This window comes from Pseudomonas moraviensis, from assembly GCF_900105805.1.
GTDB lineage: Bacteria > Pseudomonadota > Gammaproteobacteria > Pseudomonadales > Pseudomonadaceae > Aquipseudomonas > Aquipseudomonas moraviensis_A.
In genome coordinates, this window is sequence record NZ_LT629788.1 from 4,943,254 (window position 1) to 4,960,290 (window position 17,037).

15 protein-coding genes are annotated in these 17,037 nt (G+C 60.9%); 8 read left to right on the forward strand and 7 right to left on the reverse strand.

From position 1 onward, the window contains the following. Positions 1 to 111: 111 nt before the first annotated feature. From BLU71_RS22235 to BLU71_RS22260, 6 genes are all read left to right on the forward strand, one after another. Positions 112 to 1,506, forward strand: a complete 1,395-nt coding sequence (locus tag BLU71_RS22235; protein ID WP_083353900.1) for a M16 family metallopeptidase — start codon at positions 112 to 114, stop codon at positions 1,504 to 1,506. A 232-nt stretch (positions 1,507 to 1,738) separates the two neighbouring features. Continuing rightward, entirely contained in the window at positions 1,739 to 2,767 is a 1,029-nt protein-coding gene (locus BLU71_RS22240) for a DUF5924 family protein (RefSeq protein WP_083353901.1), read from the forward strand. 54 nt (positions 2,768 to 2,821) lie between these two features. Further along, positions 2,822 to 3,970 carry an ABC transporter permease gene (locus BLU71_RS22245; RefSeq protein ID WP_083353902.1) on the forward strand — a complete coding sequence of 383 codons (1,149 nt, stop codon included), beginning with the start codon at positions 2,822 to 2,824 and terminating at the stop codon, positions 3,968 to 3,970. Continuing rightward, a complete protein-coding gene (locus BLU71_RS22250) occupies positions 3,967 to 4,770 on the forward strand; it encodes an ABC transporter ATP-binding protein (protein WP_064365230.1) in 804 nt (267 codons plus the stop codon). Before BLU71_RS22245 ends, BLU71_RS22250 begins: the two co-directional genes overlap by 4 nt. Position 4,771: 1 nt before the next feature. Further along, the gene (locus BLU71_RS22255) at positions 4,772 to 5,710 is read left to right on the forward strand and encodes an MlaD family protein (protein WP_042608283.1); all 939 of its coding nucleotides are present in this window, start codon (positions 4,772 to 4,774) and stop codon (positions 5,708 to 5,710) included. Further along, on the forward strand, positions 5,707 to 6,333 hold the full coding sequence (locus tag BLU71_RS22260; protein WP_083353903.1) for an ABC-type transport auxiliary lipoprotein family protein: 627 nt from the start codon (positions 5,707 to 5,709) through the stop codon (positions 6,331 to 6,333). The genes BLU71_RS22255 and BLU71_RS22260 overlap by 4 nt, the downstream gene beginning before the upstream one ends. A gap of 116 nt (positions 6,334 to 6,449) precedes the next feature. Here BLU71_RS22260 and BLU71_RS22265 read toward each other — a convergent pair whose 3' ends face one another. The 5 genes from BLU71_RS22265 to BLU71_RS22285 all read right to left on the reverse strand — a co-directional run bounded on the left by BLU71_RS22265 (position 6,450) and on the right by BLU71_RS22285 (position 10,918). Then, the gene (locus tag BLU71_RS22265; RefSeq protein WP_042608285.1) at positions 6,450 to 7,679 is read right to left on the reverse strand and encodes a nucleoside recognition domain-containing protein; all 1,230 of its coding nucleotides are present in this window, start codon (positions 7,677 to 7,679) and stop codon (positions 6,450 to 6,452) included. 199 nt (positions 7,680 to 7,878) lie between these two features. Next, positions 7,879 to 9,210, reverse strand: a complete 1,332-nt coding sequence (gene gltP / locus BLU71_RS22270) for a glutamate/aspartate:proton symporter GltP (RefSeq protein ID WP_083353904.1) — start codon at positions 9,208 to 9,210, stop codon at positions 7,879 to 7,881. A 716-nt stretch (positions 9,211 to 9,926) separates the two neighbouring features. Continuing rightward, complete coding sequence (locus BLU71_RS22275) at positions 9,927 to 10,391, reverse strand: inhibitor of vertebrate lysozyme family protein (RefSeq protein ID WP_042608286.1); 465 nt, start codon at positions 10,389 to 10,391, stop codon at positions 9,927 to 9,929. A 2-nt stretch (positions 10,392 to 10,393) separates the two neighbouring features. Next, entirely contained in the window at positions 10,394 to 10,558 is a 165-nt protein-coding gene (locus BLU71_RS22280) for a DUF1328 domain-containing protein (protein ID WP_003177151.1), read from the reverse strand. 75 nt (positions 10,559 to 10,633) lie between these two features. Next, a complete protein-coding gene (locus BLU71_RS22285; protein WP_039757148.1) occupies positions 10,634 to 10,918 on the reverse strand; it encodes a hypothetical protein in 285 nt (94 codons plus the stop codon). A gap of 428 nt (positions 10,919 to 11,346) precedes the next feature. On the opposite strand from BLU71_RS22285, the gene algB reads away from it, so the two are divergent. Both algB and BLU71_RS22295 read left to right on the forward strand, forming a co-directional pair. Beyond that, positions 11,347 to 12,693, forward strand: coding sequence for a sigma-54-dependent response regulator transcription factor AlgB (gene algB / locus BLU71_RS22290; protein WP_024014980.1), 1,347 nt, complete (start codon positions 11,347 to 11,349; stop codon positions 12,691 to 12,693). A 10-nt stretch (positions 12,694 to 12,703) separates the two neighbouring features. Beyond that, entirely contained in the window at positions 12,704 to 14,494 is a 1,791-nt protein-coding gene (locus BLU71_RS22295) for an ATP-binding protein (protein ID WP_083353905.1), read from the forward strand. On the opposite strand, the gene BLU71_RS22300 is transcribed toward BLU71_RS22295, so the two are convergent. Both BLU71_RS22300 and BLU71_RS22305 read right to left on the reverse strand, forming a co-directional pair. Next, complete coding sequence (locus tag BLU71_RS22300; RefSeq protein ID WP_064365233.1) at positions 14,491 to 16,104, reverse strand: EAL domain-containing protein; 1,614 nt, start codon at positions 16,102 to 16,104, stop codon at positions 14,491 to 14,493. The two genes, BLU71_RS22295 and BLU71_RS22300, sit on opposite strands and share 4 nt — an antisense overlap. A gap of 75 nt (positions 16,105 to 16,179) precedes the next feature. After that, positions 16,180 to 16,962, reverse strand: a complete 783-nt coding sequence (locus BLU71_RS22305) for an N-acetylmuramoyl-L-alanine amidase (protein WP_042608289.1) — start codon at positions 16,960 to 16,962, stop codon at positions 16,180 to 16,182. Positions 16,963 to 17,037: the final 75 nt, after the last annotated feature.

The window sequence follows — 17,037 nt, forward strand, 5'->3', positions numbered from 1 at the left end:
GCGAGCAGGCTCACTCCTACAGGGATTGCATTCCAAATGTAGAGTCGGGTCAGCCCGCGCTGGTGGCTGACCACGACACGGATCTCCAAATCAGCCGTATGGAAGCCTGTTATGCGTTGCCTGTTGTTCGCCTGTCTGTTGCTCGGTTCCCTGCCCGCCTTCGCCCTGGATCGGTTTCAGGTCGAAGGCTATGCGCTGCCCAACGGTTTGCAACTGATGCTCAAACCCGGCACCGAACGTGGCCATGTGGCGATCCGGCTGGTGGTCGGCGTCGGTCTCGATGACTTCGACTGCGACGAAAAGGAGCTGCCGCATTTGCTCGAACACCTGCTGTTCAGCGGCATCGATGCCACCGGTGAAGGCGGTCTGGAAGAGCGCATGCAGGCGTTGGGTGGTGACTGGAACGCGTTCACCAGCAATGCCGACACCACGTTCGTCATCGAAGCCCCGGCGAAGAACCAGCGCAAGGTGCTCGACCTGCTGCTCGCGCTGCTGACCCAGACACGCATTGACGACAACGCAATCAACGCGGCGAAACGGGTGGTCGAGCGTGAGGACGGCGGGCACTACACCAAACTGCAGCGTTTCCTCGACCGTCAGGACCTCGGCCACACTGCGAGCAATCAGCTGGCTGTCGAGCTGGGACTGAAATGCCCGCAGCGCGCCGAAGTCGGCCATCTGACCCAAGAGCAATTGGAGAAAGTGCGCAAGGCCTGGTACGCACCGAACAACATGACCCTGATCGTCGTCGGCGAACTCGACAAACTGCTGCCGGCCTATCTCGAGCGCACGTGGGGCGAGCTGGAGCCGGTCGAGCCCAGCGAACACCGGGCGTTGCCGGACATCCGCACCAGCGCCGCCCATGAACGCACCCTCACCCGGGGCTTCATCGGCGACAGCGCCAAGCTGCACTGGCTGGTGCCGGAACCGGTGCTCAACGATCAGTACGACCAGACGTTCGACATCCTCAAGGATTACCTCGACTGGGCGCTGTATCGGCAGATTCGCCTCAACCACGGTTTGTCGTACGGGCCATGGGCCGAACGCGAAGTGTTCGGCGGGGTCGGCTTCATGAGCCTCAACGCTGACCTCGATCGCGATGACGTCGACGAAGCCATTCAAGTGCTGGAAGACCTCAAGGCCGACTTGCTGAAAAACGGCCTCGATGCAGACACCTTCGCCCGCATCAAACAAGCCGCCATCGCCCATCAGGCCTGGGCCGTGCAGGGCAACAGCGCACTGGCGGACTATTACTGGAGCGCCCTGGCCGATTATCAGGACGGCCGCTTTGCCAACCCGGCGCGTGAGCTGCAAGGGGTTACGCTGGACGCGGCGAACAAGGCCATGCGCGAACTGTTGTTACAGCCGGGGTACATCAGGATCGAGAAGCCCTTGATCAGTGATGATCAGGTGTTGTGGCTGGTCGCGGGTGGTGTCGGGGTCTTGCTGCTGATCGTGATCGGCTGGCGCCTGCATCGCCACCGAAAACCAGCGGGAAACACCTGATCACTGTGGCGAGGGAGCTTGCTCCCGCTGGGGTGCGAAGCAGCCCCGATTCAGGCGACTCAACATTCCAGAGACACCGTGTCCGCAAATCCTGCGCCTGCTGCGCAGTCGAGCGGGAGCAAGCCCCCTCGCCACAGGTTCTCGTGGGGGTTGCTAACCGTGAACCTCGCCACAACGCCCGGCGGACGCTACTCTGTCGGGGTATTTCCTTAGCCTGCAGTGAAGCGCCCACATGTCGAAACTAACCCTCCTGGTCCAGCGCATTCTCGAGCTGATCAAGCGCTACCCCGGGGTTATTGCGGCGGGTGGTTTCATTTCCGGAGTCGGCAGTTTCATCCTGGTTGATCGCCAACAGGGGCTGGCGAGCTGGATCACGGTGATCATGCTGCTCAGCTGGATCTGGCTGATGCTGGAAAACACCCTCACCGGGCTATTCACGCGGATCTTCAAGCGCGAGATTCCCCAGCCGCTGCTGCGCTACGCGACGCAGATGATCCATCAGGAAAGTCTGTTTTTCGTTCTGCCGTTCTTCTTCATCACCACCACCTGGAACAGCGGCCAGTTGATTTTCACGGGGCTGCTCGGCATTGCCGCACTGATCTCCATCGTCGATCCGCTGTACTACAAATGGCTGGCGCCACGGCGCTGGGCGTTTCTCGCGCTGCATACCCTGACCCTGTTCGCCGCCCTGCTCACCGCGTTGCCGGTGATCATGCACCTGACCACCGCGCAGAGTTTCAAATGGGCGCTGGGGATTGCCGTGCTGCTGTCGTTCCCGAGCCTGGCGTCGATCTTCCCGATCCGCACCGTGCGCAACGCCCTGGCGATTCTGTTCATCACCTTTGGCATCGGCGGCGTCGGTTGGGCGCTGCGTTCGTGGGTGCCACCGGCGACGCTGTGGATGACCGACGTGGCGATCAGCACGCAACTGCAGGATCGCACCCCCGGCGCCAGCCTCGATACCGTCAGCGCCGAGCAGATCCGCAGCGGCGGGCTCTACGCCTACACCGCGATCAACGCGCCGCGCGGTCTCGACGAGCGCATTTATCACGTCTGGACCTTCAACGGCAAAGAGGTCGACCGCATCGCCCTCGATATCCATGGCGGGCGCAAGGAGGGTTACCGGGCGTGGACGCACAAGCAGAACTTCCCCGGCAACCCGTCGGGCAAGTGGCAGGTGCGGGTGCTGACCGAGGACGGGCAGTTGATCGGTGTGCTGCGCTTCGCGATCACTGACAGCACACCGGCCAAAGAAAAGTAATCCGGTTCGTGCTATTACGTAGGATCTCGTAACGGCCGTACAAGCACGGAGCTTATGACCAGCAGCCCAACCCCCGGCAGTGCCCACCTGGACACCGCGCTCAGCCCTGCCCGCCTGCGGGTCAGCGGTGACTGGACGCTTGCCCACTACACGGCGCTCAAGCACCTGAGCGAAAAGCTCCACGGCCAGTACGACGCCAATACCCCGATCGACCTCAACGGCCTCGGTGCCCTCGACACCGCTGGCGCCTCGTTGCTGGTCGAACTGCTCGGGTCGGAACGCCTGGGCAAGACCGCTGAACACCCCGATTGCACCCTTTCTACGGCCGACCGCGCGTTGCTGCAAACCGTGTATTGCTCGCTGAACGATTTCTGCGTGCCGATCAAAGAGCCGGAAGTCAGCGTCAGCGTGCAATTGCTGACGCGCATTGGCCGCGCAGTAGATAAGGTCTGGAACGACACGCTGCAGCTGCTCGGCTTCGTCGGGCTGATTCTCGAAGTCATCGTCCGCGGCCTGTTCCGGCCCAGGCGCTGGCGCATCACGCCGATGATCGCGCACATCGAGCAGACCGGCCTCGACGCTGCGCCGATCGTGGCCTTGCTGACGTTTCTGGTCGGTGCGGTGGTGGCGTTTCTTGGCGCCACGGTACTGGCCAGTTTCGGCGCAACGATTTTTACCGTGGATCTGGTCGGCTTCTCGTTCCTGCGCGAATTCGGCGTGCTGCTCACGGCGATCCTGATGGCCGGGCGCACCGCCAGTGCGTTCACCGCGCAGATCGGCTCGATGAAGGCCAACGAAGAGATCGACGCAATCCGCACCCTCGGCCTCGACCCGATCGAATTGCTGGTGGTGCCGCGGGTGCTGGCGCTGCTGGTGGCGCTGCCGATGCTGACGTTTCTGGCGATGCTCTCTGGGATCGTCGGCGGCGGCGTGGTCTGCGCAGTGTCGCTGGACATCTCGCCGGCGATGTTCCTTTCGTTGCTGCAATCGGACATCGGCATCCAGCATTTTCTGGTCGGGTTGGTGAAGGCGCCGATCTTTGCCTTCCTGATCGCCGCGATTGGTTGCCTGGAAGGCTTCAAGGTCAGCGGCAGCGCTGAATCGGTCGGCGCGCACACCACCTCCAGCGTGGTCCAGTCGATTTTCGTGGTGATCGTGCTCGATGCGGTGGCTGCGCTGTTTTTCATGGAGATGGGCTGGTGAGTCGTCTACCCCGCGCGCCTTCCGAGGCGGTGATCGAAGTCCGTGGCCTGTGCAATCGCTTTGGCCCGCAGAGCGTGCACGAGAACCTTGATCTGGACGTGTACAAAGGCGAAATCCTCGCCGTGGTTGGCGGCTCCGGCACCGGTAAATCGGTGCTGCTGCGCAGCATCGTCGGGCTGAATCGGCCCAGCGAAGGCATGGTCAAAGTCTTCGGCCAGAACCTGCCGAATCTGCCCGAGCATGAACGCTCGCTGATCGAACGGCGCTTCGGTGTGTTGTTCCAGAAAGGCGCGCTGTTCTCGTCGCTGACCGTGACCGAGAACGTCGCCCTGCCCCTTATCGAACACGCCGGCCTCAGCCGTCAGGACGCCGAGCATCTGGCGGCGGTGAAACTGGCGCTGGCCGGGCTGCCGTTGTCGGCGGCGGACAAGTACCCGGCGTCACTGTCCGGCGGCATGATCAAGCGCGCGGCGCTGGCGCGGGCCCTGGCGCTGGACCCGGACATCCTGTTTCTCGACGAACCCACCGCCGGCCTCGATCCGATTGGCGCGGCGCAATTCGATCAACTGATCCTGACCCTGCGCGATGCGCTGGGTCTGAGCGTGTTTCTGGTCACCCACGACCTCGACACGCTTTACACCATCACCGATCGCGTGGCGGTGCTGGCGCAAAAGAAAGTGCTGGTGGCCGGCCCGATCGACGTCGTCTCGGAAACCGACGACGCGTGGATTCACGAATACTTCCACGGCCCGCGCGGCCGCTCGGCGCTGGACGCCGCCAAACTGCTCAACGAGGTCTGATATGGAAACCCGAGCCCATCATGTGTTGATCGGCCTGTTCACGGTGATCGTCGTGGCCGGCGCCCTGCTCTTCGGCCTGTTTCTGGCCAAATCCAGCGTCGACACCGAGTTCAAGGATTACGAAGTGGTGTTCAACGAGGCGGTCAGCGGTCTGTCCAAGGGCAGCTCGGTGCAGTACAGCGGGATCAAGGTCGGTGATGTGGTCAGCCTGCGCCTCGACCCGCAGGACCCGCGTCGGGTCCTGGCGCGGATTCGTCTGGCGGGCGACACGCCGGTCAAGGAAGACACCCAAGCGAAACTGGCACTGACCGGGATCACCGGCACCTCGATCATCCAGCTCAGTGGCGGCACCCCGCAGAGTCCGAAACTGCGCGGGCATGACGGTCAGTTGCCGACCCTGATCGCCTCGCCCTCGCCGATTTCGCGTCTGCTCAACGACAGCAGCGACTTGATGACCGGCATCAGCGCTCTGCTACAGAACGCCAACCATATGTTCTCCGCGGAAAACGTCGAGCGCGTGAGCAAGACCCTCGCTCATCTGGAGCAAACCACCGGCACCATCAACGACCAGCGCGGTGACATCAAACAAGCGATGCAGCAACTGGCGACGGTGGGCAAACAGGCCGGCAGCATGCTCGAGCAGACCTCGCTGCTGATGCGCAACGCCAATGGCTTGCTCAACGATCAGGGCAAGCAGGCCTTGGGCAGCGCCGAACAGGCGATGAAATCGCTGGAGCAAAGCAGCGTGACCATCAATGGTTTGCTCAGCAAAAACCAGAATTCGCTGGATAACGGCATGCAGGGTCTCAACGGCCTGGCCCCGGCGATTCGCGAACTGCGCGAGACGCTGACCTCGCTGCGTGCCATTTCCCAACGCCTCGAGGCCAATCCCAGCGGGTATCTGCTGGGCAGCGACAAGAACAAGGAATTCACCCCATGAAGTTGACTCGAATCGCCCTCCTCGGCGCCGGCCTGATCCTGATCGGCGCGTGCTCGATTTTGCCCGAGTCGGAACCCTCGGATGTCTATCGGCTGCCCGCCGCACCGGCGCCCGCCTCGGCCAGCCCGACGACGGCTCAGTCGTGGTCGCTGCGCTTGAATAAATTGCAGGCCAGCGAAGCGCTGAACCGGCCGAGCATTGCTGTGATCCCGCAGGGCGATGTGATCAGCAGCTACAAGGGCTCGCGCTGGAGCGATCCGGCGCCGGTGCTGCTGCGCAATCGCTTGCTGGATGGCTTTGCGCGGGATGGTCGGGTGACGCTGCTGAGCACCGACGACAGCAACTTCCAGGCGGATCTGGAGCTGGGCGGCAGTTTGCAGGCTTTCCAGACCGAATATCAGGGCACCCAGGCCGGCGTCGTGGTGCGGGTCGATGCGTTGCTGGTGCGTGGCTACGATCAGCGCATTCTCGCCAGCCGCCGTTTTGAAGAGCGTCAGGCGTTGAATGATGTGCAGGTGCCGGCGGTGGTTGCCGGGTTTGGCCAGGCCAGTGATCGCCTCACGGCCAGGGTTGTGGCTTGGGCAGTCGAACAAGGCCAGAAACTGGCCCCACAACCCCGCTGACACACCACAACCCCTGTAGGAGTGAGCCTGCTCGCGATAGCGGTTTTTCAATCACCGATGATGGCGACTGAAAAACCGCTATCGCGAGCAGGCTCACTCCTACAGTGGATCTGTGATCAGCCGAAGAACCAGTAGCAGACCCCGATGGCGCCGACCACACCAGCAAACTCCGCCAGCAACGCGCAGCCCACCGCATGCCTCGCCCGCTGAATCCCCACCGCGCCGAAGTACACCGCCAGCACATAGAACGTGGTCTCGGTACTGCCCTGAATCGTTGCGGCGACCAGTGCCGGGAAGCTGTCGACGCCTGAGGTCTTCATGGTTTCAATGAGCATTGCCCGCGCGGCGCTGCCGGAAAACGGTTTGACCATCGCCGTCGGCAATGCGTCGACGAAGCGCGTGTCCCAACCGGCCCACTCGACCAGATGGCGAATGCCGTCCAGGCCAAAATCCAGCGCTCCAGAGGCGCGCAGTACGCCAACCGCACATAGCATCGCGACCAGATAGGGCAAAAGATTTTTCGCCACATCGAAGCCTTCTTTCGCGCCTTCGACAAACGCTTCGTAAACCTTGACCTTGCGCATTGCACCGATCAGCAGAAACAGCATGATCAGGCCGAACAGCGTGAGATTGCCGAGGATCGACGACAATCCCGCCAGCGCAGTGGCAGAAAGCGTGCCGAGCAGCGCCATGAAGCCGCCGAGGATCAGGGCGCCGGGCACCAGATAGGCCAGCACCACCGGGTCCCAGATCCGTAGCCGTTGCATGAAGGCCACGGAGAGAAAACCGACGATGGTCGAGCAACTGGTCGCCAGCAGAATCGGCAGGAACACCAGGGTTGGGTCCGGCGCGCCTTGTTGGGCGCGGTACATGAAGATGGTCACGGGCAGCAGGGTCAGCGACGAGGCATTGAGCACCAGGAACAGGATCTGCGCGTTACTGGCGATGGTGGCGCTGGGGTTGAGCTCCTGCAGCGCTTTCATGGCTTTGAGGCCGATCGGCGTGGCGGCGTTGTCCAGGCCGAGGCCATTGGCAGCGAAGTTCAGCGTGATCAAGCCAAGGGCAGGGTGGCCGGCGGGGACTTCCGGCATCAGCCGCAGGAATAGCGGGCCGAGCACCTTGGCCAGCCATTCGACGATCCCGGCTTTCTCGGCTATGCGCAGAAAGCCCAGCCATAGGGTCAGGGTGCCGAACAGCAGCACCATGACTTCGACCGAGAGCTTGGCCATGGCGAAAATGCTCTCCACCATCGCCGCGAAGATCCCGGCATTGCCGCCGATCAGCCACTGCGCCAGCGCCGACACGGCTGCCACGATGAAGAAGCCAAGCCACAGGCCATTAAGCATCAGTCAAATCCCCCGAAGAATGCGGCGAATGATAGCGGGGTCGCCAGAAACGACAAACCCCGGATTGCTCCGGGGTTTGTATGGCTGACTCGGTCCACTGTAGGAGTGAGCCTGCTCGCGATGAGGGCGGCACATTCAACATCTCTGTTGTTTGATACACCGCCATCGCGAGCAGGCTCACTCCTACAGGGTTTTTGTGTCAGTTCTTGGAAATTTCGCCAGTTGGCAGTTTTTCCTTGCTGCGCCAGTGCGGCAGGGAGTTCCAGTAGCGCTCGCCCTTGGCGTCGTCGTACATGCCTTCCCAGCGCGCGATAACCAGCACCGCCAGGGCATTACCGATCACATTCAGTGCGGTACGCGCCATGTCCATGATGCGGTCGACACCGGCGATGAACGCCAGGCCTTCCAGCGGAATGCCGACGCTGCCCAGCGTCGCCAGCAGCACCACGAAGGACACGCCCGGTACACCGGCGATGCCTTTGGAGGTGACCATCAGGGTCAGCACCAGCAGCAGTTGCTGGCTGATCGACAGGTCGATGCCGTACAGCTGGGCAATGAAGATCGCCGCGATCGACTGGTACAGGGTCGAGCCGTCGAGGTTGAACGAGTAACCGGTCGGCACCACGAAGCTGCAGATGGCTTTCGGCGCGCCGTAGGCTTCCATTTTCTCGATCACCCGTGGCAGCACGGTTTCCGAGGAAGCGGTGGAGTAGGCCAGCACCAGCTCATCCTTGAAGATGCGCATCAGCTTGAGCACCGAGAAGCCGAACAGCTTGGCGATCAGGCCCAGCACCACGAAGGCGAAGAAGGCGATGGCGACGTAAACCAGGATCACCAGTTTCGCCAGCGGCAGCAGCGAGGCGAAGCCGAAGTTGGCGACAGTCACCGCGATCAGGGCGAACACGCCGATAGGGGCGTAGTTCATGATCATGTGGGTGACTTTGAACATGCTTTCCGAGACGCCCTGGAACATCTTCACCAGAGGCTCGCGCAGGTCCGACTGCAGGCTCGACAGGCCGAGACCGAAAAGAACGGAGAAGAAGATGATCGGCAGCATTTCGCCGCGGGCCATGGCTGCGAAGATGTTCGACGGGATCAGGTTGAGGATGGTCTCGATGAACGCATGTTCATGCTGCACTTCAGCGGCGGTCGCCTGGTACTTCGAGATATCGACCGTGCCCAGAGTGCTCATGTCGATGCCGGTGCCCGGGTGGAACACGTTGGCCAGCGCCAGGCCGACCACGATGGCGATGGTGGTGACGATTTCGAAATAGATGATGGTCTTCAGGCCGATACGCCCGAGCTTCTTGGCGTCGCCCACGCCGGCGATGCCGACGATCAGAGAAGAAATGACGATCGGGATGACGATCATCTTGATCAGACGGATAAAGATATCGCCTGCCGGTTGCAGGACGTTGCTGATCCACCAGGCCTTCTCGGCGCTGAAGTGGTTGAGCAACGCACCCAGTGCAATCCCCAGAACCAGACCTATCAGGATCTGCCAGGCGAGGCTGATTTTTGCCTTCTTCATTATCTTTACCCTTACTTGCGTTTGACTCAGGCACATGCAGGAACTGGAACGCTCATCAGCGGAAAAGTCTGTGCATCTGCCTCCGTATAAGGTGCCCCGAAGTGCGTATTTACGGCTCTTCGGCAGGCGAAAAAAGGCGCAACTATTCCGATGCAAGGTGGCGCCGTCTAATGCCGTAAACGCCTGCCCTATGCCGAATCGGCATGAGCTTTTTCAATTGAAACTGGCGTCCCAAGCGGTTCGATTGTGACATTTCAGCCGGCATAAGTGCCGTGAACCGGCCATTACAGCGTAGGCTGGTTAAATTTCGCACAGCGAGAATCGGCGGAAATTTCCGGAAAAAGTCTGAATTGAAAGCCTATAAGTCACACGAATCGAGCGCGATCTTTGTCGATATACGGTCGTCAGGAAACACCGCGAAATGTTTTCCCGCGCAGTGTCGACGATTCGAAGAAGAGGATTAGCGTGCTGGATCAATGATTTGGCTGATTCAAAGCCCAGCGCAGATTCGTCAGACCATCGGGTCGACGAACCTGCGGCGCAGCTTTTACCCTGACCCGGCCCTTGCGCAGGTACTCCCTGTACCCGTAGGTCACTCCGACCCTGTAGCAGTCAGAACGTCCCGGCCCCCTGGTCATGCACCGGCCCTCATCGGGTGGCGCAATGGAAAGCAGCGGGGCGCTGCTTTCGTGTTCAAGAATCCTGTGCGTCCTGCATCAGTACCACTTGGGATCTTTCTTCAGGGTTTCCATCAGCAGATCCTGCATGCCCTGATCAGGTTTGCCGAAGAAGCGATACGTCGCGTGTCGCGTTGGCGACTTGTCCTGCGGCAGACCTTCCGGGACATCGACCAGCATGGCGTAGGCGTCATCCTTGTCGAAGCTGAAGGCAACGATCAAACGGTGATTCAGGCATTTGTCCTGACTCTCGCAGAGCGGACCGACCAGATACTTGTCGCCATCTTCCGTAACGGCATTCATCTGTTGCTCAGAGGTTCCGGACAGGTTGATCACCCACTCCGGTACGCGCTCTTCCTTTTTGATCACACCTTCCCAGGTTTCGCGATACTGCTCGTCGGAAGCGAGCAGTTCGTTGACCCGGGCCTGGCCGTCATTGGCCGCCATGGCCATGGCACTGCCGCCCAGAAGCAGGGCGGCGGCCAATGTCTTGAGACCGATCATCGTTAACCTCGGCCGCGACGGCCAAAGAAGAAGGAAGCGATGAACATCACCAGGAACACGACAAAGAGAATCTTGGCGATACCCGTGGCGGTGCCCGCGATACCACCGAAGCCCAGTACGGCGGCGATGATGGCAATGATCAAGAATGTAATTGCCCAGCTCAACATGGTGATTCTCCTTACTTCTCTATTTAGGGGTGTTTGCGGTTTCCGACGCTCAGGCGTCCGAATCTGTTCAACGACTTAGAAAACCCAGCGCTCTTCCCGTGGCAGTTGGTCCAGCGGTTGCGCCTGGTCTACATCGATCATGTGCATCGAAGCGTTTTCGGCCTGGCTGCTGCTCACGGCACTGAAGTGCTTTTGAGTGCTGTGCTGCATCGAAATGAGTGGCTCGGGTTTGCGGCTGTTTTCCCAGCTCATGTATTGCTGGCAGACGATCAGGGTGATCAACAACGCCAGTACGCCGAACAGACCTTGCTGGATCTGCAGTGGCGAGATACGTACTTGGGCGGCAGTTGGGCGAGTCATCCTGTGTTCCTCACGCTTGTTCGGTTGGGGCAGTGCTGATCTGCCCGGGCTGAGTGAGGTATTGCAGCCTGCATGCCAGTTTTTTGTTGTCTGAAAATATCAATAAAAACAATGGCTTACGTACGCTTGAGAAATTTCCTGCGACGCATCCTGCACGATGGCTCTTCTGCGGTCGTGCGCAATGCACGATTATTTCGTGGGAAATTTCGATGATATGGAATTGCTACCGGTACGCAGATGTCAGAAGAGGACGCAGGATCTGCCCTGCAAATCGCTGGCTGTTTTAAAACTCAACGAAATCAATGAATTGGCCGTTATGGCAGTAGAGAGCTACCCTCCTATGGCTGGTATCGTTCAGAATCAACCATGCAACTTGCCCGATTTTTCCGGGACTAACCCAAGACTAATCACTATGGAGCGTAGGAAAAATGGAATCTGCCACTGAGCAACAAGGCCGCATTCTGCTGGTGGACGATGAATCCGCCATCCTGCGTACGTTTCGTTATTGCCTCGAAGACGAAGGCTATACGGTCGCCACGGCCAACAGCGCGGCGCAAGCCGATGCTTTGCTGCAACGCCAGGTCTTCGACCTGTGCTTCCTCGATTTGCGCCTGGGCGAGGACAACGGTCTCGACGTCCTGGCGCAAATGCGCATTCAGGCGCCTTGGATGCGCGTGGTGATCGTCACCGCGCATTCGGCGGTCGACACCGCCGTTGATGCCATCCAGGCCGGCGCCGCCGACTATCTGGTCAAACCGTGCAGCCCCGACCAACTACGTCTGGCCACCGCCAAGCAGCTGGAAGTGCGGCAGCTGTCGGCGCGTCTTGAAGCCCTCGAAGGCGAGATCCGCAAACCGAAAGACGGCCTCGATTCCCATAGCCCGGCGATGAAGGTCGTACTGGAGACAGCCCGCCAGGTCGCGAGCACTGACGCCAACATTCTTATCCTCGGCGAATCCGGCACCGGTAAAGGTGAACTGGCCCGTGCAATCCACGGCTGGAGCAAGCGCGAGAAGAAGTCCTGCGTGACCATCAACTGCCCGTCGCTGACTGCCGAGCTGATGGAAAGCGAGCTGTTCGGCCATAGCCGTGGCGCCTTCACCGGGGCCAGCGAAAGCACGCTCGGTCGGGTTAACCAGGCTGACGGTGGCACGCTGTTTCTCGACGAGATCGGCGACTTTCCACTGACGTTGCAACCCAAGTTGCTGCGTTTCATCCAAGACAAGGAATATGAGCGGGTGGGCGACCCGGTCACTCGCCGTGCCGATGTGCGCATTCTCGCAGCGACCAACCTCAACCTCGAAGACATGGTCCGCGACGGTCGCTTCCGCGAGGATCTGCTCTATCGTCTCAACGTCATCACCCTGCATCTGCCGCCATTGCGTGAGCGCGCCGAAGACATCCTGACCCTTGCCGATCGCTTCCTCGCACGTTTCGTCAAAGAGTACGCGCGTCCAGCGCGCGGCTTCAGCGATGAGGCGCGCGAAGCGCTGCTCGGTTATCGCTGGCCGGGCAACATTCGCGAGCTGCGCAACGTGGTCGAGCGGGCGAGCATCATCTGCCCGCAGGAGCGCGTGGAAATCAGCCACCTGGGCATGGCCGAACAACCGGCCAACAACGCGCCACGGGTCGGTGCGGCGCTGAGCCTGGATGAGCTGGAGAAAGCGCACATCGGGGCGGTTCTGGCCACCGCTGGCACACTGGATCAAGCGGCGAAAACCCTCGGCATCGACGCCTCGACCCTGTATCGCAAACGCAAGCAGTACAACCTGTGAGCACTGCGCGATGAAACTGGCGATCAAGCTGCGCACGCGCCTGTTCCTGAGCATTTCTGCACTGATCACCGTGGCCTTGCTCGGGCTTCTGCTCGGGCTGGTCAGCGTGATGCAGATGGCCGGGTCGCAGGAAGCGCTGGTGCGCAGCAACTTCGTCACCCTGGATCTGGGCCTCAAATTGCGCCAGACCCTCGGCGATCAGTTGATCATCATGCTCGCGGAAAAGCCCGACCCCGTTGCCTTCGAAGCGTCCAAGCAGCATTACTTCCGGTTGCTCGACCAAGGCATCGCCCAGCAGTCGGAGGGTGAAGATCAGCCTTACGGTTTCCGCCAGGCCAAGGCCGATTACCTTAACTTCCTCGACTCCTTCGATGTCAGCGCCGAAGCGGCGAAGGATGCCAGTACCAGCGCGGATTTCCGCGAGCGCTTCAATATCCTGCGCAACGGTTTGATTGCGGAACACAAGCACGCGCTGGACAGTATCAACGAGGTGCAGCACGCCGCCCGCGAACGTGCCTTGCTGATCGCCGGGCTGCTCGGTCTGGTCGGGCTGGCGGTGCTGATCATCGGTTTTGTCACAGCGCAAGGCATTGCCCGCCGCTTCGGCGCGCCGATCGAAGCGCTGGCCAAGGCTGCCGATAACATAGGGCAGGGTAACTATGACGTGACCCTGCCGATTTCCACCGCCATGGAAGTCAACCTGCTGTCGCGGCGCTTCGGTCTGATGGCCGAGGCGTTGCGCGAACACCAGGCGATGAATGTCGACGAGCTGTTGGCCGGTCAGCAACGCCTGCAAGCGGTGCTCGACAGTATCGACGACGGTTTGTTGATGATCGATCGCCAAGGCCAGCTCGAACACCTCAACCCGGTCGCTCAGCGTCAGTTGGGCTGGGAAGATGATCGTCTCGGCCAGGGCTTGGGCACCGCACTCGGTCGCCCGGAACTGGATGCACAACTGCAACTGGTGCTGCGCGGCGGCACGCTGGAGCGGGCGCCGGAAGATCTGAGTATCGAAGTCGATGGTGAATCGCGCCTTCTGACTTATAGCCTGACGCCGGTCAGCCACACCCAGGGGCATATTCTCGGCGCGGTCATGGTGCTGCACGACGTCACCGAACAACGTGCCTTCGAGCGGGTTCGCAGCGAATTTGTTCTGCGCGCTTCCCATGAATTGCGTACGCCGGTGACGGGCATGCACATGGCTTTCGGGCTGTTTCGTGAGCGGGCCAAGTTTCCGGCGGAGTCGCGCGAGGCTGACCTGCTGGATACGGTCAACGAGGAAATGCAGCGCCTGATGCAGTTGATCAACGACTTGCTCAATTTCTCGCGCTACCAGAACGGTTTGCAGAAACTCACCCTGGCGCCATGTTCCATCGAGGACTTGCTGGAGCAGGCGCAGCTGCGCTTTGCCGAAGCGGCGGCGGCCAAAGGTGTGGCGCTGAACGTCGAGATTCAAGGGCCGTTGCCACGTTTGCAGGCCGATCAGGCGCAACTCGATCGTGTCCTCGACAACCTGATCGACAACGCGTTGCGCCACACTGCACGCGATGGGCAGATCCGTCTGCAGGCGCGTCGTCATGGCGAGCGGGTGATCATCAGCGTCGAAGACAACGGTGAAGGCATTGCCTACGGCCAGCAGGGGCGGATCTTTGAGCCGTTCGTGCAGGTCGGTCGCAAGAAGGGTGGCGCCGGGCTCGGCCTGGCGCTGTGCAAGGAAATCGTCCAGTTACACGGCGGACGCATGGGCGTTTATTCGCGGCCGGGGCAGGGCACCCAGTTCTACATGGCGCTGGCGGTTTAGGCTTCGTCGTCCATACGCCGTCCTGCGAGCCGGCGTCCGCGGGTGATCAGTTCGATGAACTGCACGGCGCTCAGCGCATGGGCGAACAACCAGCCCTGACCGAATTTCACCCCTTCACTGCTGAGCAAGGTCGCCTGGGATTCCAGTTCGATGCCTTCAGCAATCACCTTCAGATCCAGCGCCTGCGCCATGTGAATGATGTGCGGCGCGACGCCGCTGCTTGCCGCGTCATGGCCCAGCGCATCAATGAAGGCCTTGTCGATCTTCAGGCAATCCACTGGCAGGGTCTGCAGGTAGGCGAGGCTGCAGTAGCCAGTGCCGAAGTCGTCGATCAGTACCTGATGGCCAACGTCGCGCAAGGCTTGCAGGTTTTCCCGAGCGACGACCACATCGATCAGGCCGCGCTCGGTGACTTCGAAGGCAATCTGCCGCGCCGCAACACGGTGCAGCGCCAGCAGGCGCGCCATGACCTGGCCGATGCGCGGCACCATGACATCGCACGCCGCGAGGTTCACCGAGATATACAGCTGCGGATTGGCGCGCAATAACTGGCCCAGTTGTTCGAGCAAACGCTGCAACACGAAGTCGGTCATCTGCCGGATCTGTCCGGTGTTCTCGGCCATCGGAATGAACAGGTCGGGGCTGGTCAGCGTGCCGTCCGGGCGCCGCCAGCGCAGCAGGGCTTCGGCGCCGACGCAGTTGCGGCTGTCGAGGTCGAAGATCGGTTGATACAGCACCTGTAACTCACCCCGACGGATCGCCCCGTGCAACTCGGCATCCAGCGATTGCCGCTGGCGCACCAGCAGGAAGGTCAGAAACCCGACAATGGCCCCGGCAATCAGGCACACCGGCAACAGCCACCACCACACCGCAGGGATATGCACGCCAGTGCGCGGCGTAATCAATACCAGCTGGTATTCCGGATTATCGGTGGGCATGCGATAGATCAACCGCGTTTGCGTCACCTGCAGTGCATCACGACTTTTCGGTGGCCAGGGTTCGGTGGGCGGCCAGACCTGTGCAAAGCCAAGTACCGGGATCGCGCGAGTGCCGTGATCGAGCACCACCAGCAGGCTGCTGCCGGGCGACAGATCGACCATGTCGGTCAAATGCCCGCGCGAGGTGGCGACGCGAAAATTGCCGCGACCGAGCATGAGCGCCGCGCGGTTTTCATCAGGTTCAGTGGTGGTGTTCAGCCAATAACTGTATGTCGGGCCCTGGATGTCCGGAGCACGATCCAGCGACAGGCCTTCCTGACGCGGACGATTGGAGCAGAACCGCGAGGCGTCCATGTAGGCGGCCTCGTAGACGAAGCGATAGTTGAAAGTGACTTGCTGCAAGGTCGCGATCATTTCTTCGTCGCAGCCGCGCAGGGGCTGGGCTTCGAGATCGTCGAGGCTTTCGCGCAACTGGCCGAACAATTGTTCGAGGCGGGCGAGGAAACGCTCACCCTGCGCGTTCATTTCCTGGCTCTCGCGCAACTCCATCTGCCGCATCGCCGCGAACATACTGCCGGCGATCAACAGGCTGGCACTGAGGACAGCCGCGATCATCGCCAAAAAACCGGGGCGATAAAACCAGCTACGCAGCGTTTCTCGGGTAGCAGCCATCAAGGAATTTCCGAAGAATTACCATGAGTTATAGCTGCTGATTGCGATTTCGCCCTGACCGTCGGGCGGGCGTCATTATTTTGTCTGGTTGAGGACCAAAAGAAGTGCGGCCGTTTGCGCATCCGGCGTGCCGTCGAAACGGGCGGGGCGGTAGTGCATCTGGAATGCGGCAAGGACATGGCGGGTGGCTACATCCAGCTCACCGGTCTGCGGCGTGTCGTAGCCCAGCCGGGCGAGTTGCGCCTGGAACCAGCCGATTTCCGGCAGTGGACTGCTGTTGAACACCGCTTGCTGACGCGCCACGGCTTGTTCGTTCGGCCATAGGCCCAAGCCCTCATCCGCGAGACGTTTCCACGGGAACAGTGGACCCGGATCGAGCTTGCGCAGAGGCGCGATGTCGCTGTGACCAATGATGTGTCGGGGACTGATGCCGTTGCGTTGGCTGATGTCCTTGAGCAGGGTGATCAGCGACTGGATTTGCGCTTCGCTGTACGGGTACCACAGGCGCCCGGTCGGGGTGTCCTTGTAGCCGGGATTGACGATTTCAATGCCGATGGAGCTGGAGTTAAGCCAGGTACGGCCCTGCCACTGACTTTCGCCGGCGTGCCAGGCGCGCTGGTTTTCGTCCATCAACTTATAGATCGTGGCGCCCTTGTCATCGCCGATCAGGTAATGGCTGCTGACCTCGCCATGGGTCAGCAATTGCAGCGAACGCTCCAGCGATGCCGAGGTGTAATGCACCACGACGAACTGGATGCGGCTGTCGTAATTGGTCGAAGGATGGCTGGTGTCGTAGCGCGGGCCGCTGGCGCAACCAGCGAGGACGAGCAGCGAGGCAAACAGGGCAAAGAATTTCATGGCAAAGGACGATACGCAAAAGACAATAATGCAACAGTGTAACGTATGGATCTGGCCAGAGTCCGCCAGCGGGCG